This window comes from Mycetocola lacteus (assembly GCF_003667575.1).
Taxonomy (GTDB): Bacteria; Actinomycetota; Actinomycetes; order Actinomycetales; family Microbacteriaceae; genus Mycetocola; species Mycetocola lacteus.
This window is the reverse complement of record NZ_RCUY01000010.1, coordinates 61,918-82,520: the sequence shown is the minus strand read 5'-3', so window position 1 is coordinate 82,520 and position 20,603 is coordinate 61,918. Positions and strand designations below refer to the sequence as shown.

Annotated in this window: 24 protein-coding genes; 21 read left to right on the top strand and 3 right to left on the bottom strand. The window is 66.0% G+C overall.

From position 1 onward, the window contains the following. Positions 1 to 24 precede the first annotated feature (24 nt). Positions 25 to 774 (top strand): Abi family protein, encoded by a 750-nt coding sequence (locus D9V34_RS17595; protein ID WP_147441695.1) that lies wholly within the window; start codon positions 25 to 27, stop codon positions 772 to 774. A gap of 86 nt (positions 775 to 860) precedes the next feature. On the opposite strand, the gene D9V34_RS12075 is transcribed toward D9V34_RS17595, so the two are convergent. Beyond that, positions 861 to 1,439 (bottom strand): dihydrofolate reductase family protein, encoded by a 579-nt coding sequence (locus tag D9V34_RS12075; RefSeq protein ID WP_121689052.1) that lies wholly within the window; start codon positions 1,437 to 1,439, stop codon positions 861 to 863. 171 nt (positions 1,440 to 1,610) lie between these two features. On the opposite strand from D9V34_RS12075, the gene D9V34_RS12070 reads away from it, so the two are divergent. The 6 genes from D9V34_RS12070 (at position 1,611) to D9V34_RS12045 (ending at position 7,798) form a co-directional block, all read left to right on the top strand. Continuing rightward, entirely contained in the window at positions 1,611 to 2,300 is a 690-nt protein-coding gene (locus D9V34_RS12070; RefSeq protein ID WP_030149583.1) for a FadR/GntR family transcriptional regulator, read from the top strand. A 139-nt stretch (positions 2,301 to 2,439) separates the two neighbouring features. After that, positions 2,440 to 3,876, top strand: coding sequence for a 3-isopropylmalate dehydratase large subunit (gene leuC / locus D9V34_RS12065; RefSeq protein ID WP_121689051.1), 1,437 nt, complete (start codon positions 2,440 to 2,442; stop codon positions 3,874 to 3,876). A gap of 11 nt (positions 3,877 to 3,887) precedes the next feature. Further along, entirely contained in the window at positions 3,888 to 4,508 is a 621-nt protein-coding gene (gene leuD / locus D9V34_RS12060; protein WP_030148664.1) for a 3-isopropylmalate dehydratase small subunit, read from the top strand. Positions 4,509 to 4,521: 13 nt separating this feature from the next. Further along, the gene (murA, locus tag D9V34_RS12055) at positions 4,522 to 5,892 is read left to right on the top strand and encodes a UDP-N-acetylglucosamine 1-carboxyvinyltransferase (protein ID WP_245992021.1); all 1,371 of its coding nucleotides are present in this window, start codon (positions 4,522 to 4,524) and stop codon (positions 5,890 to 5,892) included. Between the two features lie 9 nt (positions 5,893 to 5,901). Further along, the gene (locus tag D9V34_RS12050) at positions 5,902 to 6,696 is read left to right on the top strand and encodes a lysophospholipid acyltransferase family protein (RefSeq protein ID WP_121689049.1); all 795 of its coding nucleotides are present in this window, start codon (positions 5,902 to 5,904) and stop codon (positions 6,694 to 6,696) included. Next, the gene (locus D9V34_RS12045) at positions 6,683 to 7,798 is read left to right on the top strand and encodes an NAD(P)H-dependent glycerol-3-phosphate dehydrogenase (protein ID WP_245992020.1); all 1,116 of its coding nucleotides are present in this window, start codon (positions 6,683 to 6,685) and stop codon (positions 7,796 to 7,798) included. Before D9V34_RS12050 ends, D9V34_RS12045 begins: the two co-directional genes overlap by 14 nt. A 162-nt stretch (positions 7,799 to 7,960) precedes the next feature. Here D9V34_RS12045 and D9V34_RS12040 read toward each other — a convergent pair whose 3' ends face one another. After that, entirely contained in the window at positions 7,961 to 8,452 is a 492-nt protein-coding gene (locus tag D9V34_RS12040; RefSeq protein ID WP_245992019.1) for a DUF3515 domain-containing protein, read from the bottom strand. A 74-nt stretch (positions 8,453 to 8,526) separates the two neighbouring features. On the opposite strand from D9V34_RS12040, the gene thiL reads away from it, so the two are divergent. Together thiL and D9V34_RS12030 are read left to right on the top strand one after the other, a co-directional pair. Next, positions 8,527 to 9,534: a thiamine-phosphate kinase gene (gene thiL, locus D9V34_RS12035; RefSeq protein ID WP_121689047.1), complete on the top strand. Its 1,008-nt coding sequence runs from the start codon at positions 8,527 to 8,529 to the stop codon at positions 9,532 to 9,534. Between the two features lie 107 nt (positions 9,535 to 9,641). Then, entirely contained in the window at positions 9,642 to 10,052 is a 411-nt protein-coding gene (locus tag D9V34_RS12030) for a hypothetical protein (protein ID WP_121689046.1), read from the top strand. 31 nt (positions 10,053 to 10,083) lie between these two features. Here D9V34_RS12030 and rsmD read toward each other — a convergent pair whose 3' ends face one another. Further along, positions 10,084 to 10,644 (bottom strand): 16S rRNA (guanine(966)-N(2))-methyltransferase RsmD, encoded by a 561-nt coding sequence (rsmD, locus tag D9V34_RS12025; RefSeq protein WP_121689045.1) that lies wholly within the window; start codon positions 10,642 to 10,644, stop codon positions 10,084 to 10,086. A 68-nt stretch (positions 10,645 to 10,712) separates the two neighbouring features. Between rsmD and D9V34_RS12020 the strand changes: the two genes are divergently transcribed. From D9V34_RS12020 to D9V34_RS11965, 12 genes are all read left to right on the top strand, one after another. Further along, a complete protein-coding gene (locus D9V34_RS12020; RefSeq protein WP_245992018.1) occupies positions 10,713 to 13,010 on the top strand; it encodes an ATP-dependent DNA helicase RecG in 2,298 nt (765 codons plus the stop codon). A gap of 98 nt (positions 13,011 to 13,108) precedes the next feature. Then, complete coding sequence (gene coaD, locus D9V34_RS12015) at positions 13,109 to 13,609, top strand: pantetheine-phosphate adenylyltransferase (protein WP_121689044.1); 501 nt, start codon at positions 13,109 to 13,111, stop codon at positions 13,607 to 13,609. Between the two features lie 12 nt (positions 13,610 to 13,621). Next, positions 13,622 to 14,668 carry an NAD(P)H-dependent flavin oxidoreductase gene (locus D9V34_RS12010; RefSeq protein WP_121689043.1) on the top strand — a complete coding sequence of 349 codons (1,047 nt, stop codon included), beginning with the start codon at positions 13,622 to 13,624 and terminating at the stop codon, positions 14,666 to 14,668. A gap of 322 nt (positions 14,669 to 14,990) precedes the next feature. Continuing rightward, on the top strand, positions 14,991 to 15,485 hold the full coding sequence (locus D9V34_RS12005; protein WP_051701566.1) for a YceD family protein: 495 nt from the start codon (positions 14,991 to 14,993) through the stop codon (positions 15,483 to 15,485). Between the two features lie 3 nt (positions 15,486 to 15,488). Beyond that, complete coding sequence (gene rpmF, locus D9V34_RS12000) at positions 15,489 to 15,692, top strand: 50S ribosomal protein L32 (RefSeq protein WP_030148676.1); 204 nt, start codon at positions 15,489 to 15,491, stop codon at positions 15,690 to 15,692. A gap of 12 nt (positions 15,693 to 15,704) precedes the next feature. Then, positions 15,705 to 16,415: a ribonuclease III gene (rnc, locus tag D9V34_RS11995; protein ID WP_121689042.1), complete on the top strand. Its 711-nt coding sequence runs from the start codon at positions 15,705 to 15,707 to the stop codon at positions 16,413 to 16,415. A gap of 1 nt (position 16,416) precedes the next feature. Further along, on the top strand, positions 16,417 to 17,427 hold the full coding sequence (gene mutM, locus D9V34_RS11990) for a bifunctional DNA-formamidopyrimidine glycosylase/DNA-(apurinic or apyrimidinic site) lyase (protein ID WP_121689041.1): 1,011 nt from the start codon (positions 16,417 to 16,419) through the stop codon (positions 17,425 to 17,427). Between the two features lie 172 nt (positions 17,428 to 17,599). Beyond that, positions 17,600 to 17,992 (top strand): nuclear transport factor 2 family protein, encoded by a 393-nt coding sequence (locus D9V34_RS11985; protein WP_121689040.1) that lies wholly within the window; start codon positions 17,600 to 17,602, stop codon positions 17,990 to 17,992. 94 nt (positions 17,993 to 18,086) lie between these two features. Then, positions 18,087 to 18,488, top strand: coding sequence for a DUF1622 domain-containing protein (locus tag D9V34_RS11980; RefSeq protein WP_121689039.1), 402 nt, complete (start codon positions 18,087 to 18,089; stop codon positions 18,486 to 18,488). Positions 18,489 to 18,552: 64 nt separating this feature from the next. Continuing rightward, positions 18,553 to 18,963, top strand: coding sequence for a TA system antitoxin ParD family protein (locus D9V34_RS11975; RefSeq protein WP_121689038.1), 411 nt, complete (start codon positions 18,553 to 18,555; stop codon positions 18,961 to 18,963). A 5-nt stretch (positions 18,964 to 18,968) separates the two neighbouring features. Then, positions 18,969 to 19,544 (top strand): ATPase, encoded by a 576-nt coding sequence (locus D9V34_RS11970; protein WP_121689037.1) that lies wholly within the window; start codon positions 18,969 to 18,971, stop codon positions 19,542 to 19,544. A 138-nt stretch (positions 19,545 to 19,682) separates the two neighbouring features. After that, the gene (locus tag D9V34_RS11965) at positions 19,683 to 20,594 is read left to right on the top strand and encodes a hypothetical protein (protein ID WP_121689036.1); all 912 of its coding nucleotides are present in this window, start codon (positions 19,683 to 19,685) and stop codon (positions 20,592 to 20,594) included. Positions 20,595 to 20,603 lie beyond the last annotated feature (9 nt).

Below are 20,603 nucleotides of genomic sequence, written 5' to 3'. Positions count from 1 at the left end.
TATGTCCACCATAGGCTCGGAAGCATGATTCCGCAACCCACTCCCCAGGAGCAGGCGGCGCTCGTTCGGAGCCTAGCGCCGCAGCGATTGCGCCGCTTTCGTGCCGCCACCCGGGGAGAACGGGAGGCAATCGAGCTGTATGTTCTTGACTGTCATATTGCCTCCCACCTGCACGCGGCGGTTCGTATCGCCGAGGTCGCCCTGCGTGAAGCAATTCATCGCGGAATGTCGGACGCTTTTGGTCCTCATTGGTACATCGCTCTTAACGATCAACTCGATGCCCATACGGCGCGTGCATTCCAAGATGCGGTCCGCAATTCGGGGCCGTCTGCGGCATCGGGGAAAATTGTGTCACAAATCATGCTGGGCGTCTGGGTGAGCCTATTGGGTACGGGCACACGCAAACAGGATGGTACCCGTGCGCACTATGTGCGCGATGTTTGGGAGCCGGGTTTGAAGAATTCGCTACAGGTTCCACGTCGGCACGTAGCGAGGCTCACGCAGCGCGTCAACTGGGCGCGAAATCGCATCAGCCACTGTGAGCCGGTAGTTTTTGGGTTACCCATGCCTGGCCTAGGTGGCCCGTCAGTCCAGGTTCGCCGGTCACCGTCTCTGATCTTTGACGACATCAAAGACCTCATGAGCGCTATTTCTTCACGGCTGGAACCCTGGTTTGATCGCTGGGACGAAACCGCCGCTCTGCTTTCGCACCCGCTATTAGAGAAGGCACTTGACCACATTGAGTCGAATGTCGCTATTCAACTGGACCGCTAACCCCTCTGAAGCTAGCCGTGGCCAGTCGGTGAGTATCGGCTGCTCATTCTTTGCCTGGTCGAGTCATGCCTGAATCGGGGTATGTCCTACCTCAGCACCCGATAGCTCGAGGTGACGAAGCCGTTCTCAGCCACTGCGGTGCCGCGGTGCTCCAGGCGCGCCTCGGGAAGGCCCGTGCCAAAGAGGGGCAGGCCCGAGCCCAGGATGATCGGGATGCGGGTGATGGTGATCTCGTCGATCAGGTCGCGGTTTAGGAACGAGCGGATCACGCCGCCGCCATCCACGTAGACGCCGCGCGATTCGGCCGTGGCAAGGAGTGCCAGGGCCTCGTCCAGGTTGCGAGCCACGGTGACGTTGGGGTCATCCGTGGTCAGCGTGGAGCTCAGCACAATGACGCGGTGGTCAGGGTAAGGCCAGAAGCCGAAGGTGAGGACCTTCTCATAGGTGGCGCGGCCCATCACCAGGGAATCCACCGAGGCCATGAAGGCGTCGTAGTCGGTGATGGCACCCTCGTTGGAGTGGGCGGGGTCGTGCGCGGCCGCGGGCGTGATCTCCTCGAGCCAGGAAATGTCGCCGTCGGGTCGGGCAATATAGCCGTCGATGCTGGCCGCGATAAACACGCGGCCGGTGAAGGTTCGGGCGGAGGTCTCGGTCTGAACGGTCATGGTTTCACGCTAGCGGGAGCCGCCGACGGCGGGCGGGTAAGGCTCACCTTGCTCGACACCCCAGACAAATCGGGTTACATTAGACAGGTCAACAGACAACTTTGACGAAGTGGCCGAGAGAAACCGGCCCAAGCAAAACCGGCCCGAGAGAAACCGGCGAAAGGAGACGTGATGCCGAGCACCCTGCAACCCGCCCCGCGCGCGTCTCTGGCCGACGGCGTCGCGACCCAGCTGCGCGAGGCCCTGGCCGCCGGCACCTTTGAGGTCGGAACCAAGCTGCCCACCGAGCGTGAGCTGACCGAGTCGTTCCGCGTGGGTCGCACCACGATCCGCGAGGCCGTACGCGCGCTCGCTGCCGAGGGCCTGCTGGTCAGTCGTCAGGGTTCCGGCGTGTTTGTGGCCGCGAGCACCCCGCTGGCCTCGCTCGAACGCCGCCTGTCCGCAGCTTCGCTGTTGGACGTGCTGAACACCCGCTTCGCGCTGGAAACCCACGCCGCCCGCCTGGCCGCCGAGAACCGCGACGATGCCGAGGTCGAGGCGCTGGACGCCCTGCTGCGCGAGCGCGACACCCATGCGTCCGGCTCGCCCGCGTTTGTCGCGATCGACTTCGATTTCCACCGGGCCATCCTGGTCGCCAGCAAAAACGGCGTCCTGGTGGACGTGTTTGACGCCCTGGCCTCGCGCCTGGCCGACGCGTTTGCCGATGTGGTCGAGTTTGAGCTGAGCGATGACATCCTGGCCGAGCACACCGAGGGCCATCACGGTATCGTCCGGGCCATCGAGCGCCGGGATGCCGATGCGGCCGGACGCATCTCGGGGGAGATCCTCGCCGACACGATTCGGTTGGTGTCCCGTGGCTAATTCTTCGATCACCGTTCCCACCACCGGTCTCCTGCTTCGTCGCCGCGACGAGGTTTAGCAGAATCGGAACCCTCGTCGCGGAGTCGCATCGTCGCCCTCCGGTCACCCCACAGTAGTTCCCAAGCGAAAGCACCCCACAATGAGCACCTCAACCAAACCCCGTACCCTGGCCGAGAAGGTCTGGGATGACCACCTCGTCGCCAAGGGTGAGGACGGCACCCCCGACCTGATCTATATCGACCTGCACCTGGTGCACGAGGTCACGAGCCCCCAGGCCTTCGATGGTCTGCGCGTGGCCGGGCGTCAGCTGCGTCGCCCCGACCTGACCATCGCCACCGAGGATCACAACACCCCGACCTGGGCGATCGACAAGCCCATCGCCGACCTCACCAGCCGCACCCAGATCGAAACCCTGCGCAAGAACTGCGCCGAGTTCGGGGTGCGCCTGCACTCGCTGGGCGACATCGAGCAGGGAATCGTGCACGTGGTGGGTCCGCAGCTGGGCCTGACCATGCCCGGTATCACCGTGGTGTGTGGCGACTCGCACACCTCGACCCACGGCGCCTTCGGTGCCATGGCGTTTGGTATCGGTACCAGCGAGGTGGAGCACGTCATGGCCACCCAGACGCTGCCGCTGAAGCCCTTCAAGACTATGGCGATCAACGTTGAGGGCACCCTGCGCCCGGGCGTAACCGCCAAGGACATCGTGCTGGCGATCATCACCAAGATCGGCACCGGCGGCGGTCAGGGCTACGTCCTGGAGTTCCGCGGCAGTGCGATTCGTGCGCTGTCGATGGAGGGTCGCATGACCATCTGCAACATGTCGATCGAGGCCGGTGCTCGCGCCGGTATGGTCGCCCCCGACCAGACCACCTTCGACTACCTGGAGGGTCGTGTTCACGCCCCGAAGGGCGCCGACTGGGACGAGGCCGTGGCCTACTGGAAGACCCTGCCAAGCGATGAGGGTGCCGTGTATGACGCCGAGGTGTTCCTCGACGCCGACGCCCTGGAGCCCTTCGTCACCTGGGGAACCAACCCCGGTCAGGGTGCCTCGCTGAGCGACCCGGTTCCCAACCCCGCCGACTTCGCCGACCCCAACGAGCGCGCCGCCGCCGAGCGTGCACTGGAGTACATGGACCTCACCGCGGGCACCCCGCTCAAGGAGGTTCCGGTGGACGCCGTGTTCATGGGGTCCTGCACCAACTCGCGGATCGAAGACCTGCGTGCCTTCGCCTCGATCATCAAGGGCCAGAAGAAGGCCGACGGCGTGCGCGTCATGGTGGTTCCCGGCTCCGCTCGCGTGCGCATCGAGGCCGAGGCCGAGGGCCTGGACAAGGTCATCAAGGAGTTCGGCGCCGAGTGGCGTTTCGCCGGCTGCTCGATGTGCCTGGGCATGAACCCGGACCAGCTGGCCCCGGGCGAGCGCTGTGCATCGACCTCCAACCGTAACTTCGAGGGCCGCCAGGGTAAGGGTGGCCGCACCCACCTGGTGTCCCCGCTGGTGGCCGCCGCCACCGCGATTCGCGGCACCCTGTCCAGCCCCTCCGACCTGGCCGATCTGGCCGTCGCTAAGTAAGGAGTATCCCCATGGATAAGTTTGAAACCGTTACCGGGATCGCCGCTCCGCTGAAGCGCTCCAACGTTGATACCGACCAGATCATCCCCGCCGTCTACCTCAAGCGCGTCACCAAGACCGGCTTCGAGGACGCCCTGTTCGCGGGCTGGCGTACCGACCCCGAGTTTGTGCTGAACCAGGAGCCCTACCTGGGCGCAGAAATCCTGGTGGCGGGTGCCGACTTCGGGACCGGATCCAGCCGCGAGCACGCGGTGTGGGCGCTGCGAGACTTCGGTTTCAAGGTGGTCCTGAGCCCCCGCTTCGCGGATATTTTCCGCGGAAACTCGGGCAAGCAGGGGCTGCTGGCGGCCGTTATCAGCGAGGAGGACCTGGAGGCAATCTGGGCGATCCTGGAGGAGACTCCGGGCATTAACATGACGGTTGATCTGGAAGCGAAAACGGCCACCGTCGGCGCGCTGACCGTTCCCTTCGAGGTTGATGATTACACTAGGTGGAGACTGCGTGAGGGTCTGGACGACATCGGCCTGACCCTGCGCAACGAAACTCAGATTTCGACGTTTGAGGAAACCAGGGCCTCCTGGCGACCGAAGACGCTGCCGATCCCCGCTCCCTCGGGAGCGCCCACAGAATAGACGGACACACCGGGTGAACTCACTGCTTCAGGATGCCGCACGAGCCGGCGCAAGCGTTGGCATGGCCGCCGACACCATCACGATCACCGGCGGAACCCCGCTGAACGGTAGTGTGCGGGTGCGCGGCGCGAAGAACCTCGTCACCAAGGCGATGGTTGCGGCCCTGCTGGGGGAGACCCCGTCCACGCTGCGCGACGTTCCGAAGATCTCCGATGTTCGGGTGGTTCGTGGACTGCTGGGCGCCCACGGTGTGAAGATCACCGACGGGGACGAGGATGGCGAGCTCATCCTCGACCCGTCGGCGGTCGAATCCGCTCACTTCGCCGAGATCAACGCGCACGCCGGTTCCAGCCGGATCCCGATCCTGTTCTGTGGACCGCTGCTGCACCGCCTGGGTGAGGCCTTCATTCCCGACCTGGGTGGCTGCCGTATCGGTGACCGTCCGATCGACTTCCACCTCGACGTGCTGCGCCAGTTTGGTGCGATCGTTGAGAAGCTGCCCAGCGGCATCCGCCTCTCGGCCCCGCAGCGTCTGCGCGGCACCAAGGTTGAGCTGCCCTACCCCAGCGTGGGCGCCACCGAGCAGGTGCTGCTGACCGCGGTGCGTGCCCAGGGCACCACCGAGCTGCGTGGCGCGGCGATCGAGCCCGAGATCATGGACCTGATCAACATCCTGCAGAAGATGGGTGCGGTCATCTCCGTGGACACCGACCGGGTGATCCGCATCGAGGGTGTGGACCGCCTGGAGGGGTACACCCACCGCGCACTGTTCGACCGTAACGAGGCCGCCAGCTGGGCCGCCGCCGCGCTCGCCACCGAGGGCGACATTTTCGTGGCCGGTGCCAAGCAGGCCGAGATGGGCACCTTCCTCAACGTCTTCCGCAAGGTGGGTGGCGTGTTCGAGATTCAGGATGACGGCATCCGCTTCCGCCACCCCGGCACCCCGCTGAACCCGGTCATCATCGAGACCGACGTGCACCCCGGCTTCATGACCGACTGGCAGCAGCCGCTCGTCGTGGCGCTGACCAAGGCCACCGGTGTGTCGATCGTGCACGAGACCGTATACGAGCAGCGCTTCGGCTTTGTCGATGCCCTGATCGAGATGGGCGCCACCATTCAGGTGCACCGCGAATGCCTCGGTTCGCAGGCCTGCCGCTTCGGTCAGCGCAACTTCCAGCACTCCGCCGTGATCTCGGGTCCGTCGGCCCTGCGCGCCGCGGACATCGCGGTCCCCGACCTGCGGGGAGGCTTCTCGCACGTGGTCGCTGCACTGAGCGCCGAGGGCGCGTCCCGGGTGTCCAACGTGGGCATCATCAGCCGCGGATACGAGAACTTCTTCGAAAAGCTGACCGCACTGGGCGCAAACTTCACCCTCGAGGCGTAGGTTAGATTCGTGACCAGCGTTACCCGCGTAAACCGTGACCCCGAGGGTCGCAAGCTTGAGAAGTCGCCGGAGAAGTCCCGGCCCTCATTCCTGTGGCCGCTCGCGGCGATCGTGAAGCCGCTGACGGTTCCACTGTTCCGGCTGGATATTCGCGACGCCTATAAGCTGCCGCGATCGGGCCCGTTCATCCTGGCCCCCAACCACTACTCGGAAATTGATCCGATCGTGGTGGCGCTGGCCGTCTGGAAGATTGGTCGCGCGCCGCGGTTTATGGCCAAGGCCGGGCTCTTTAAGAACCCGGTGCTGGGCTGGATCCTGCGTTCGGCCGGTCAGATCCCGGTCGAGCGGATGGGATCCACGCGGGGAAACGACCCGATCTCCGCCGCCGGACGACTGGTCGAAACCGGGCAGGGTGTCATCATCTATCCCGAGGGTACGCTGACCCGCGAACCGAACCTGTGGCCGATGCGTGGCAAGACCGGCGTGGCCCGGATGGCGCTGACCCACAACCTGCCGGTGTATCCGATGGCCCACTGGGGAACCCAGCAGGTCATGCCGCGGTACGGCAAGAAGATCTCGCTGTTCCCGCGCAAGAACATCAAAATTGTGATCGGTGATCCGGTCAACCTCGATGAGTTCCTGGGCAAGCAGCAGGACTCGGCCGTACTGCACGGTGCCACCGACAAGGTTATGGACGCGGTTACCGAACTGCTGGAGACTCTGCGGGATGAACAAGCCCCGGCCGAACGCTGGGACCCGAGCAAACACAATCAGACGGAGACCGGTCGTTTTGACGAAGCGTAGTACCACCGCCCCCACCCGAGTAGCCGTGCTGGGCACGGGAAGCTGGGGAACCACGTTTGCGAAGATCCTCGCCGACGGCGGGGCGGATGTGTACATGTGGGCGAGGCGAGCCGAGGCTGCCGCGGCCATCGATCGCGAACACCGAAACGCCGAGTATCTGCCCGGTGTGACGCTGCCGGCGAATCTGCGTGCAACCTCGGACCTCAAGGCCGCCATCACCGGTGCGGCCGTGGTGTTTATCGCCGTGCCCTCACAGGCGCTGCGGGATAACCTGACCGCAATCAAGCCGCTGCTCGGACGCGACACCATCGTGGTTTCGCTGATGAAGGGCGTCGAGAAGCAGACTGGTTTACGGATGAGCCAGGTCATCGAACAGTGCCTGGAAATCGAGCCCGAACGCGTGGCCGTGGCCAGCGGGCCCAACCTGGCGATGGAGATTGCCAAGGAACAGCCCACCGCCGCGGTCATCTCCTCGGTCTCGCTGGAGACCGCGCAGGAGGTCGCGCTGCTCGCGCGCAACCGCTACTTCCGCACGTTTGTAAACACCGACGTGATCGGGACCGAGTTTGGTGGGGTCCTGAAGAACCTCATCGCCGTGGCCATCGGCATCGTGGACGGCGTGGGCTACGGCGAGAACACCAAGGCGTCAATCATCACCCGCGGCCTGGTCGAGATGACCGACTTCGCCGTGGCCCAGGGGGCCCACGCGGAAACCCTGTCCGGCCTCGCCGGTCTCGGCGACCTGATCGCCACCTGTCAGAGCCCGCTCTCACGCAACAACACCGCCGGACGCCTGCTCGGTCAGGGCTACTCGCTGGCCTCCGTGGTGAAGCAGATGCAGCAGACTGCCGAGGGCCTCGCCTCGGTCGCCCCGGTGCTGGAAATCGCCGCCGCGAGTGGCGTGGAAATGCCGATCGTGCAGCAGGTTAAGCGGGTCATCGAGGGCACCATGGACCCGCGCGACATCGCCCCACACCTCACCACCGCCTCGGATGAGCCGCAGAGTGAGCACGGCGAAACCGGCGAGATTGCGCCGCTCGGCACGGGCTCAGTCAAGTCGGGCTCGAGACTCTGGCGCCGCCTGTTCGGTTCGGGGCGGTAGGACTCTGGGGGCGTCGTCTGTTCGGTTCGGGGCGGTAGGTCTCTCGGGGCGTCGCCTGTTCGGTTCGGGGCGGTAGGTCTCTCGGGGCGCGGCCTGTTCGGTTCGGGGCGGTAGGTCTCTAGTACCGCCGCCGCCACTGGCTTTGAGCGCCGTGTTTTCGCGCTAGCGAACCTCGCTGACGTTCAGGCACTTGCTGACCTGGGGGAGGCGTCCGATCGAGGAGCCGAGGTCTGAGAGCACCGCGGTGCCCGAGACGCCGCCCTTTTCGGGGTTGGAGCTGATGAACACCTCGACAGCGGGAACGCGGCCGTAGGTGGTGAAACGGAAGAGTTCTTCCTTTTCCTGGGAGTCGTCAAAGACCCAGTCCACGCCGTCCACGGTGACGCAGCGGTCGGTGGTCGGGCCGGGAGGGGTCACCCCGCAGTGCAGCAGGACGGCCGCGGGATCGCCCCACGCACCGGTGGCCTGCGCGTTGGTGCGGCGCTTGTCCAGGCCGGCCAGCTTATCCGGCAGGGTCACGGTGATATCGGCGCAGTGCGGGTTGTTGGCATCCGCGGCGGGTTCCATCGGAACCTCCTGTACGCAGCCGGTGAGGGTGAGCGCGGCAAGGCCCACGGCGAGCAGGGTGAGCACGGAGCGAGAGGCGACAGACATGGTCCCTCCAGGTTACCGTGGAACCTTCGCCGCGCCGTTCAGCTCGCCCGGCACGGACCCGATAGCGTTGGTGCATGTCCGAAACTCCCGCCTCCTCCGTCCCGCGCCGCGTTCGTGATGCCAGTGAGGCCGAAATCCTTGACCGCCTGCTGCCGCGCTACGCCGCCGCACGGGGGGCCGAGGTGGGCCCCGGCGACGATGCCGCGGTCATGATTCAGCTCGGGGATCGTTACGTGGTCACCACGGACATGATGATCCACGGCCCGGATTTCCGCTGGGCCTGGCACACCCCGTTTGAGCTGGGATGGAAGGCCGCGGTCACCAACCTCGCCGATGTGTATGCGATGGGTGCGCGTCCCACCGGACTGGTGATTGCCCTGGCGGCCACCGCCGACACCGAGCTCACCGCCCTGGAGGAGCTCGCCGACGGGCTGACCGCTGCCTGTGCGCGGCTCGCCCCGGGCTGCGCCGTGGTGGGCGGGGACCTCTCGGTCTCAGACACGTTTACCATCGCCATCACCGCGTTTGGCGACCTGGAGGATCGCGCGCCGGTACTGCGCTCGGGTGCCCGGGTCGGAGACGTCATTGCCCTGGCCGGAGACGCCGGACGCGCCGCCCACGGACTCGACCTCCTGTTTGCCGAGGGCGTGGATGCCGCCGGGGTCCCCAACGCCGACGCGACCGCCGCGCTCCGTGCTCGGGAACCCGAGCTGGTCGCCGCCCAACTCACGCCGAATCCGCCGATCCCTGCGGGTATCGACGCGGCGCTGGCCGGAGCCACCTCGATGATGGACGTCTCCGACGGCCTGGCCCTGGACGCCTCCCGGATCGCCCGCGCCAGCAGCGTGGCCCTGGACCTCGACACCGCAGCCTTCGCCGCCGAACCCAACCTCGAGCGGGCGCTGCGCGGCGGTGAGGATCACGCGCTGTTGGCCACGTTCCCCGCGACCTCGACCCTGCCCGAACCGTTCCGGGCGATCGGCGTGGTGCGGGCGGGAGCGGGGGTCCTGCGCGATGGTGCCCCATTGACCGGGAAGCTCGGCTGGGACCCCTACACGGCCTGGGACGGACAGCTCGGCTAGGCACCGCCGCGAGTCGGTCCGGCTAGCCATCACACATTACATACGGTATTTTGGTGGGGATGACACCGGCCGCGCCGGACAATCGGCGGGACAGAATTCGGGGGAACATGTCCGCAACACGAATCATTGCCGCGAGCCTCATTGCGATGGTGTGTGGGGCCTGCCTGGGAGCCGTTCTGGTTGCGCTGCCCGATCCGGCCCGTCTGCTGACCCACTGGGATACCTCGGGGGGAGCCCTCGTGGGCGCGATTACCGGGATCGCCGCCTTCCTCGCCGGTTATACGGCCTGGGCCACACTCCGACGGCATCGGATGGGTGTTCGGCGCGGAGTAGCGGCCGGCCTCTCGGCCCTGGTGGGCGGGATTGTGGTGACCTGTGCTGAAATGTCCACCCATGCGGTGCACCCGTTCATCCTGCCCGTGGTGGCCGCGGCCCTGATCCTCTGCATGGCGAGTGTGGGCGCCCGCACTCAGGGATCGCGCTTTGATGCGCCGGCGCGGGAACTCACCAGTGTCTAGTTCGCTCGTTTTCTAGTCCTGCGCGCGGAACTTAGCGCGTGGGTTCGGCCCACCACACGGTGGTTTCGCCGTATTTCTTCTGCACAAAACGCTCAAGGCCCGCGGGCCAGGTGGGCTCGGGGGAGCGGGTGGAGCGCTCAACCACCACCAGGGCGTCTTCCCGCAGGCGGCGCGGCAGGGCGGCGAGCAGCGCGGTGAGCTCGTCCTCGGTGTAGTCATAGGGCGGGTCGATGAACACCAGGTCGTAGTCCTCGGAACCCTCATCCACGAAGGGCTGGGCCCCGCGCACCACGACGCGGATGTCGGCCCGGCCGAGCGCCTGGGTCAGCGCCTTGGCATTCTGGGTGCAGATCTTGGCGGCCGAGGCAGCCTTTTCCACCAGCACCGCGCTCGCGGCCCCGCGGCTGATCGACTCGAGGGCCAGTGCACCGGATCCGGCAAACAGGTCCAGGACGTGGGCATCCTCCAGGTAGCCGCGTGATTCCAGCGCCGAGAACAGAGCCTCGCGCACGCGGTCGCTGGTGGGACGGGTGCCCGCGGAGGGAACCTTAAGGGCCAGGGAGCCGGCGCGGCCGGAAACGATACGAGTCACCCGGCAAGTTTAGCGGGCCTGCGTGCCCGTCGTCCGTCGGTGTCGGCGGCTCGCCATAGACTGGGGTCATGAGTGTCTCCGCCGTTGACGCCCGCCTCGACGGGGTTCTGGGTGGCCGCACGGCCGCCGCGTTTGAGCGTGCCTTTGACGTGCACACAGTCTCGGACCTCCTCAGCCACTATCCGCGCCGCTACGCCAAGCGCGGTGAGCTGACCGCGATGGATAGCCTGCCGCTGGGCGAGTCGATCACCATCGTCGCCGATGTGGTTGAGGTGCGCGAGCGCACGATGCGGGCGCGTCGCGGGTCGATTCTCGAGGTCAAGATCACCGATGGGCGCGGCGTCCTGGTCCTCACCTTCTTCAACCAGGCCTGGCGGGCGAAAGACCTGGTGCCCGGCGCCCGCGGTATCTTCGCGGGTAAGGTCGGCGACTATCGCGGGACGCGTCAGCTCGCCCATCCCGACTATGAGCTCTTCGACCCGGCCGAGCGCGCCCTGGACGCCGGGGATGCCAGCGCGAACCGCTGGGCAAACCAGCCCATCCCGATCTACCCGGCCACCGCGACCGTGGCCAGCTGGCAGGTTGCTAAGGCCATCGAGGTGGTGCTGGACGCGTTACCGCCACTTGAGGACGCGGTGCCCGCGTCGGTGCGCGAGCGTGAACGGCTGCTCTCCTATCGCAAGGCCGTCGAGCTGATTCACCGTCCCGAACAGGACGCCGACTGGAAGCAGGCCCGGCACACGCTGCGCTATCGCGAGGCGTTTCTGCTCCAAGCGGCGCTGCTCCAGCAGCGGGCCCGTGCCCGCGTGCACCCCACCACGATCCGCGAGGCGACCCCGGGTGGATACCGTGACCGGCTCGACGCCGGCCTGCCGTTCTCGTTGACCGAGGACCAGCAGACCGTCGCCGGGGAGATCGAACTCGACCTCGCCCAGGTGGCCCCGATGAACCGTCTGGTGCAGGGTGAGGTGGGTTCTGGTAAAACCCTGGTGGCGCTGCGGGCGATGCTCGCGGTGGCCGATTCCGGGGGGCAGTCGGCCCTGCTCGCGCCCACCGAGGTACTGGCGGCGCAGCACCTGCGCTCGATCGTCAACTCGCTCGGTCCCGATCTTTCGGCTGAGCTGATGCCCACGTTGCTGACCGGGTCGATGCCGCAGTCCGAGCGCAAGAAGGCCCTGCTGCGGGTTGTTTCGGGGGCGGCCAAGATCGTGATCGGCACCCACGCGCTGCTCTCCGATAACGTGCACTTTTTTGACCTCGGCCTCGTGGTGGTAGACGAGCAGCACCGCTTCGGCGTGGATCAGCGCGAGACCCTGCGTGAGAAGGGTCACCGACCGCCGCACACGCTGGTGCTGACCGCCACCCCGATCCCGCGCACGGTCGCGATGACCGTGTTTGGCGACCTCGATGTGTCCACGATTGCCCAGCTGCCCGCAGGGCGGCAGCCGATCGAGTCGTTTGTGGTGCCGCTGGCGGATCGTCCGGGCTGGATGGGCCGGGTCTGGGAGCGAATGGGGGAGGAGATCGCCCGTGGACGACAGGCCTTTGTGGTGTGTCCGGCGATTGATCCCGATCCGGCCGCCGAACCCGCTCCCGCGCCCGAGACGGCCCCGGCGAAAACCGGTCGGCGCGCGCCGATGCGGGTGTCCGAGGATGTTCACGCGGTACCCACCACCGGAGGTCGCGGATCGCGGCAGAGCGCCGAACCCGAGCCGACCCCCGAGCCCGCCCCGGGCGAGGGACCGCCGCGTCCCCGCGCCGCGGTGGAGACCGTGCTCGCCGAGCTGCGCCAGACCCCGGCGCTCGCGGGCCTGCGTATCGAACCGCTGCACGGCCGAATGAGTGGCGATGAGAAGGACGCCACCATGCGGGCGTTCCAGGCGGGGGAGATCCACGTGCTGGTGGCCACCACGGTCATCGAGGTGGGTGTGGATGTGGCCAACGCCTCCACCATGGTCGTTCTTGATGCCGACCGCTTCGGCGTCTCCCAGCTGCACCAGCTGCGCGGACGCGTCGGCCGAGGCGGACTTCCCGGACTCTGCCTCCTGGTCACCGCCGCCCCGCAGGAAACCACGGCCCGCGAGCGGGTCGAGGCCGTGGCCTCCACTCAGGACGGCTTTGAGCTGGCCCGCATTGACCTCGAACTGCGCCGCGAGGGCGACGTGCTCGGCAGCGTGCAGTCGGGCGGTCGCTCCTCGCTCAAGCTGCTGCGCGTGGTGGATGATGCCGAGATCATCCAGCGTGCCCGTGAGGACGCCGATCTGCTGGTGGGCACGGACCCCGAGCTGACCGATCAGCCGCTGCTGCGCGAGGCACTGGACCGCCAGGTGGATGCCGCGGCCCGCGCCGCCCTGGCCAAAAACTAGCCGTAATGGTTCGAGGCCCGAGGAAACACGGGGTGACATCTGAGAGTTCGCTGATGGTTGCTGGTGTTTGGGGGAGGGGTGACCGATAGGGTGAAGTCATGAAGCGGATTGCCGTTGTCCCCGGATCCTTTGACCCCGTTACCCTCGGGCACCTGGATGTGATTATCCGTGCGGCGGGTCTCTACGACGAGGTCCACGTGCTGGTTGTCCATAACCCTGGCAAGACGGCGCTGCTGCCGATCGCCCAGCGGGTGTCCCTGATCGAAACCTCACTGGCCGAGGCCGGTGCCCCCACCAATATCGTGGTGGCGTCCTGGAGCATGGGCCTGCTGGTCGACTATGTGACCGATGTGGGCGCGCAGGTGCTCGTGAAGGGCATCCGCTCGCAGATCGACGTGGCCTATGAGACGCCGATGGCGATTGTGAACCGCAACCTTGCCGGGGTGGAAACCGTGTTTATGCTGCCCAACCCCGCCCACGCGCACGTGTCCAGCTCGCTGGTGCGCCAGGTGTCGGCCCTCGGGGGCGATATCGCGCCGTACGTGCCCGACGCCGTGGCGCGCTTCCTGACGGCCCCGCACGCGGTCGACGTCCGATAGCCGGAGGCCACGATGTCCTCCGCACTGACCCAGCTGGGATTCTCGGTTCCGATCGTCGCCGCGCCGATGGCCGGCGGCCCGAGCACCCCGGCGCTGGTGTCCGCGGTGGCCGATGCCGGTGGGCTGGGCTTTGTCGCCGCAGGCTACCTGAGCCCGGACGCGCTGAGTGCACAGCTGGAACAGCTGGGCGGGCGCCGCTTCGGCATCAACATCTTCACCCCGAACGAGGCCGACCCGGGCATCGACCCGGCCGTCTATGCGGCCTACCGTGAACAGCTGTTGGCCGGGGGTGGGATCGATCCGGTCCTGCTGCCCGAGACCCCGCAGCGCTCCGACGATCACTACGCCGAGAAGGTCCGTATCGCCCTGGCCAGCGAGGCGGCGTTTGTGTCGTTCACGTTTGGATACCCGGATCCGGTGATCATCGAGCGCCTCCAGTCGGCGGGCAAGCGGGTCGTGCTGGGGGCAACCTCACGCGAGGGCATCGATGCCGTGCGCGACACCGGGGCGGATGTGCTGAGCATCCAGGGTCCGCGCGCGGGTGGGCATCGCGCCACCGTGCTCGGGATCGACGGGGAGGACGCCGACGATCAGGACCTGCGCGAGCTCATCCGCTATGCCCGGTCCCGGTCCGATCAGCCGATTTTTGCCGGCGGCGGGATCGCCGACGCCGCGGACGTGCGGGACATTCTGGCGGCCGGAGCGACCGCCGCTCAGGTGGGCACCCTGTTCCTCGGGGCGACCGAGGCGGGCACCAAACCCGCCCACCTGGCGGCCCTGCACGATCTGCGCCATCGCGCCACGGTCCTCACCCGCGCCTTTACCGGGCGAACGGCCCGCGCCGTGAGTAATCGGTTCACCGAGGCGTTTTCCGACCAGGCACCCACGATGTATCCGGCGCTGCACTTTCTCACCGCGGGGGTGCGTGCTCAGGCTGCGGCCCAGGCCGATCCCGAGCAGCTGCACCTGTGGGCCGGTGCGGGCTTCGAGGGCGTGCGGGTGGCCCCGGCGGCAGAGATCGTCTCCTCGTTGACTCGGGAGCTTCCAGCGACCTCCTAGGAGCCGCTCGGGTGTGGCCGCACACCCCTCGCTTGGGTTTCTGTTCGCTCCGCCGGGTCGCGACACGCCGATCGGGGTGCGGGGAATCAAAATTCGCCGGGCTTGAGGTTGGCCTTTCCGGCGATCCAGGTGGGGAGGTGCCGAATCCTCCATCCGTGATCCGGATCAGGTCGAGGAGGCCCACCGGGCGCCGCATCCAGGAAGCCCGGGGCGAACCGGGATCCCATCGGGGGATTCAGCCTGTAGACTTCCTGACGTGAGATACGTGAAAAAAGGACCGCTTGCGGTCAATGTTCGAGACCTTCACGGTCGTCCCGGAGAAATGCGGGAGCAGGAAATCACCCTCGCCCTACCGGAGCAGTTCGGTGAGGGTTTGATGGTGGTTCCGGCCGGGAAAGAGCTGAGTGTTCAGGTCCGACTCGAGTCCGTTCACGAGGGTATTTATGTGACGGCGCAGGTCGAAACCGAGGCCGTCGGCGAGTGCGGACGATGCCTGGATGAGTTCACTGAGCCTGTCGAAGTCGAATTTGCCGAGCTTTTCGCGTACTCTAGTGATGAAGCCTCCGAACATGAGGTTCACGATGACCACGTGGATCTTGAACCTCTGATCAGAGATGCAGTGGTTTTGTCACTGCCGTTTCAGCCGGTTTGCCGGCCAGACTGCCCCGGTCTCGATCCCGAGACTGGCGAGCGTCTGGCAGATATTCCGGACTATGAACCCCGTAAAATCGTTGACCCTCGTTGGGCCGCGCTCGCGGAGTTTTCCCCAGACCAGGGCGCCGGCACTCCGGACGCCGGAAACACAGAAGAGAGATAAGTCATGGCTGTTCCCAAGCGGAAGATGTCGCGCTCCAACACCAACTCCCGTCGTTCGCAGTGGAAGGCTCAGGCCCCCGCACTCGTGAAGACCGTTGAAAACGGCAAGGTTACCTACAGCCTGCCGCACCAGGCCAAGGTTGTCACCGACTCCGCCGGAACCCCGCTGTTCCTGGAGTACAAGGGCCGCAAGGTCGCCGACGTCTAAGCCGGTTTTTTTGTGACTGACTCCGTGAAGGATTCAGGCTCTCGGGTACACCGAGGATCGCTCGAAGCGATCCTCGGTGTCTCGGTTAAGCCGGAGATTCTTGATCTTGCCCTGACCCACCGCTCCTACGCCTACGAGCACGGTGGTGCCCCGCATAACGAACGCCTGGAATTCCTGGGCGATTCGGTGCTGGGCCTGTCGATGACGGCCGAGCTGTACCGCGAGTACCCCGATCATTCCGAGGGGGAACTCGCGAAGATGCGTTCGGCCGTGGTGTCCGAGGTCGCGCTGTCCAAGGTGGCGCGTGAGCTGGGCCTCGGGCGTTTCATCAAGCTGGGTCGTGGCGAGGAGCGCACCGGGGGCCGCGACAAGTCCTCAATCCTTGCCGACACCATGGAAGCCATCTTTGGTGCCGTCTACCTGGATCAGGGCATCGAGGTGGCCGAGGCGCTCGTTCTGCGCCTGATTCGCCCGCTGCTGGCCGATCCCGAGCGGATGAGCGCCGCACACGATCCGAAGACCGCGCTGCAGGAGATTGCCGCCGCGCGTCAGCAGGAGCCGCCGCGCTACGAGATGACCTCGACCGGTCCCGACCACAATCGCGTCTTCACCGCTACCGTGATCGTGGGCACCCTGGTGAGTGCAACCGGATCGGGCACCAGCAAGAAGCAGGCCGAAATGGCCGCCGCGCTGGAGGCCTGGACCAACCTGAATAAGGCGTAGCGTGCCCGAGCTGCCCGAGGTTGAGGTGGTGCGCGCGGGCCTGGAGCCCGCGGTGACCGGTGCCGTCATCACCGGTGTGGAGGTGCTGGATCAGCGTGCGCTCAAGCGCCACGATCCGCTCCGCGGTGACTTTGCCGCGCTGCTCACCGGCGCGCGGATTCGCGGGGCCGTGCGGCGCGGGAAGTACCTGTGGTTCCCGCTGGCGGGATCCTCGACGGATGCGGACGTGCCGGCCGATTCCTCGGTTGGCGGTGACGTGCTGTCCGGCGGTGATGTGCTGGCAGGCGGAGACGGGCTCGCAAGCGGAGACGTGCTCACCGGTGGCGATGTGCTCGCCGCCCACCTCGGGATGAGCGGACAGATGCTGCTGCGCGAGCCCGGACGCGACGATAAGCTCACCCGGATTCGGCTGACTCTGGAGCATCCCGAACACGGCGAGCTGTGGCTCAACTTCGTGGATCAGCGCCTGTTCGGCGGCATGATGATCGACTCGCTGGTGCCCACCGTGGACGCCCAGCCCGCGGGCTTCGGGGGAGCGCTTGAACCCGGTGCGTGGATTCCGCGCACCGCCGCCCACATCGCCCGCGATCCGCTGGATCCACACTTCGATGACCGCGCCTTCTTCGCTGGCCTGGCCCGCCGCCGCACCGGTATTAAGCGTGCGCTGCTGGATCAGACGCTGATCAGCGGCATCGGCAACATCTACGCCGACGAGGCGCTGTGGGCAGCTCGGTTGCACTACGACCGCGAGTCCGCAGACATCCCGCTCACGCGCCGCCGCGACCTTCTGGAGCAGGTGCGCGGGGTGCTGCGCCGCGCTCTTGCCGAGGGCGGCACAAGCTTTGACGCACAGTACGTGAACGTCAACGGTAACTCGGGCTACTTCGCCCACTCGCTCAACGCCTACGGGCAGCAGGGCAAGGCATGCCCGCGCTGCGGGGGAGAGATTGTGCGCGAGAGCTTCATGAACCGGGGATCGCACTTCTGCCCGAGGTGTCAGCGGAAGCGCTGACCTGAGCTCCTCGCGGGCGAGAGGTCTCTCGACCCTATGAGTGCTCAGTGTGTGAGTGCTCTTGATGTGTTGCGGTGAGCGCTTCTCCTTCCATCGTGGGCCTCGGTTGCCCGCTCTTTCGGGTTGCGGACGTGCGCCGGGGTGCGCCGATGCCGGCTGATAATCTCGGCTCATGAGTACGCGAGACGGTGCGGGCCGGACAATCGACGACACCGAGACGGAACTCCTGGATGCGATGCGGGAGAGCGACCTTGTGGCGCTCGACCGGCTCATCTCCGACCAGTTAACGTTCATCGGCCCAGACGGTGCGGTCCTGACAAAGCAGGCCGACCTTGAGGCTCACCGCACCGGAGCCACCTCGTTCGAGACGATTGACGTGCTCAGCCGTGACGCAACGGAGACTGACGAGGAAGGACGCACAAAAACCGTCGCCAATGCGGTGCTTCGTGCCGCCGAGGGAACCGTGAGCGTGCGACTCACCTGGCATCGAGAGTGGCGAGTCCTCGATGGCCGCTGGCAGGTCGTCGCTGGAGCGGTCGAGGCGCTGGCCGATCACTCCGGCTGAGGGAGCGAACTGCTGCCCGAGGTGTCAGCGGAAGCGCTGATTCCACTTTCGTCCCGGTGAGACCCGCAATGATATCGACCCCTATACTGTGCTCATGATCACTGAGCCGCTGTTCGAAGTCGTCGTCATGGTTATTGAATTCATCGGTGTCTGCGTGGTGATCATCGGATTTGTCATAGCCGCAGTGCTTTCGACCCGTGCACTGCGTCGTGGTGCCGGGGGTACGGCCGCCTTCCAGACGCTGCGCACCACGATCGGGGGATCGATCCTGCTGGGCCTCGAGGTTTTTGTGGCGGCGGATATCATCCACACGCTGTCCGCGCCGTCGCTTGAGGACGCCGCCGTGCTGGGCCTCATCGTGATCATCCGAACCATCCTGAGCATGTCGATCCAGATAGAGATCGAGGGAACCCTGCCGTGGCGGCGCGCCCTACTCACCAGCGGCGGTGAGGTCGTGGCGAAGGAGATCTCACGCGAGGCGTCGGCAGCGAAGTAGGCGGCGGATGCCAAACTGATCAGCGCACCTATCGGTTTGTGTAGCAGACTGCTACATTTAGAAAATGAGTTCTACGATCCCGATGCGCGTGGATGGCGAGCTGTTTGAAGCTGCCAGGTCTGTGGGCGCGGTCACCAGCCGAAGTGCAGCCCAGCAGCTCAGCCACTGGGCTCGAATCGGGCGCGAACTCGAGAACTCCCCAAACACGAGCACGAGCGACATTCAGCGAGTTCTTGCGGGGGAGCCCGGAGCCACCTATGACTCTCTGAGCGTCACGGACCAGGCCATGGTGCGCGCCAATTGGGATGAGCGGGTGGCCGAGCGTCTTGCGACACTCGACTTCGCCGAGGAGTTTGCTCGCGAAGGCACCGAATGGAGCGAGGCCGACGACCGGGGCGTCGTGACGGTGCACGGTGTCGACGAATCGTCCGCCCCAGGGGCACCGAAGAAGAGTAATATCGCGGGCGTTGAATAGCCAATATGCCCGTCCTTCATGTGTTGGCAGGACCCAATGGTTCTGGAAAGACCACGTATGTGACGCGTGCTCTGGAACCGGTTCTCCATCTTGAATTCGTGAACGCCGATCTTCTCGCGGCGGCACACTGGCCGGGAGCCGAATCCGAACACGCTTACGATGCGTCGCGCCTTGCCGCGCAGCGGCGTAAAGCGCTCTTGGCTGGACATGAATCCTTCATTACCGAAACCGTTTTTTCCCACGAAAGCAAGCTTGCACTCGTTCGTGAAGCCGTTGCTCTTGGCTACCTCGTTCACCTACACGTGATGCTGGTGCCGGTTGAGCTGTCGGTTCGTCGCGTTGTTGAGCGTGTAGCTCGAGGTGGACACACGGTGCCGGAACATAAGATCCGGGAACGGTATGCTCGTCTCTGGGATCTCGTAGCACCGGCCATACGCGTGGTGCAGCAGGCCGAAATCTTCGACAATAGTCGGGCGGATCGCCCCTTCCGGAAAATTGGCGAGTATCAGCACGGGATTCCCGTGGGCCCACTGAATTGGCCTGTGTGGACTCCCGCGGCGTTAGTCAACCTCGGGGCATAACGCTCAAGATTAGATACCGACCGGGTCGCGCGACCTAGCTGAGACACCCGCCGCGGGCCACCTTCTGGGGGTGCCGGTTCCACCCGAGTGATGGCCCGGACCCGCTACGTTTGACACACAACGAAGGGGAACGGGCACATGTTTGGTTTGGGTACGGGGGAGCGCGGCCGCGTCGCCTTCTGGTGGTTGATCGGTGTGCTTGCCGCCTCGGGTGTCGCCATGGCATTTGTGGTGGCTTTTGGCGAGTATGACTCGATCGGGTTCTCGGTGGTGTGGCGCGTTTTCGTGGCCGACCTCGCCCTCATCGCCGCGCTCGCCGCACAGCACACCTGGCTGCGTCGCACGATTTGGATCGGTGCGGGAATCGGCTTTGTGATGGGGATCGTCAATGCGCTGTGGGCCGATCCCGCGCGGGAACGCTGGTATACGGCGGAGCCCGACTACCAGTATGGAAACCCGGACACAGGGTGGAGTCCCTGGGATGGGCTGACGCAGGACATCGAATCCGCGATCCACATCTCTGTATTCGGTCTGGTCCTGCTCGGGTTTATTTCCCTCGCCTATCGCTGGCTCCGGGACGAACCTGTGCTGCGGATGATCTATTTCGGCACGTTCGGGCTGGGGATTCTGTCCATCCTGCTGGCGTCAATCCGAACCGTAGGGACCTCCGAGCGTCTGCACCTCGGTGACGGCGTGAACCGATTCCACACGGCCATCATCATTTTGGCGCTCACCGGGGCGGCGATCGTGATCATCGCCGCGTTTGTACAGCGCCGCACGATCCTCGCGAATGATCGCCGCGCCGGGTCAAATCGCGAAGCCCCGCCTGCTGCCGGTGCTCCGGGGTATCAGACTCCCGTCGATACGACGGTCTCAAATCACGGCCCCGCGATTCCCGGCAGGGCGGTTCCCGGCCAGCCCACCGAGCCGAGGCTAGCCCCTCCGCACATTTCCCCAACCGCGCTGGGCGACAGCCCCGAGCTGCGTGCGCTTGTGCGCTCCTACGTCGAGGAATATCTGCGTGAGCGCGAGCAGTATCGGCGCGAATAGAACCACACC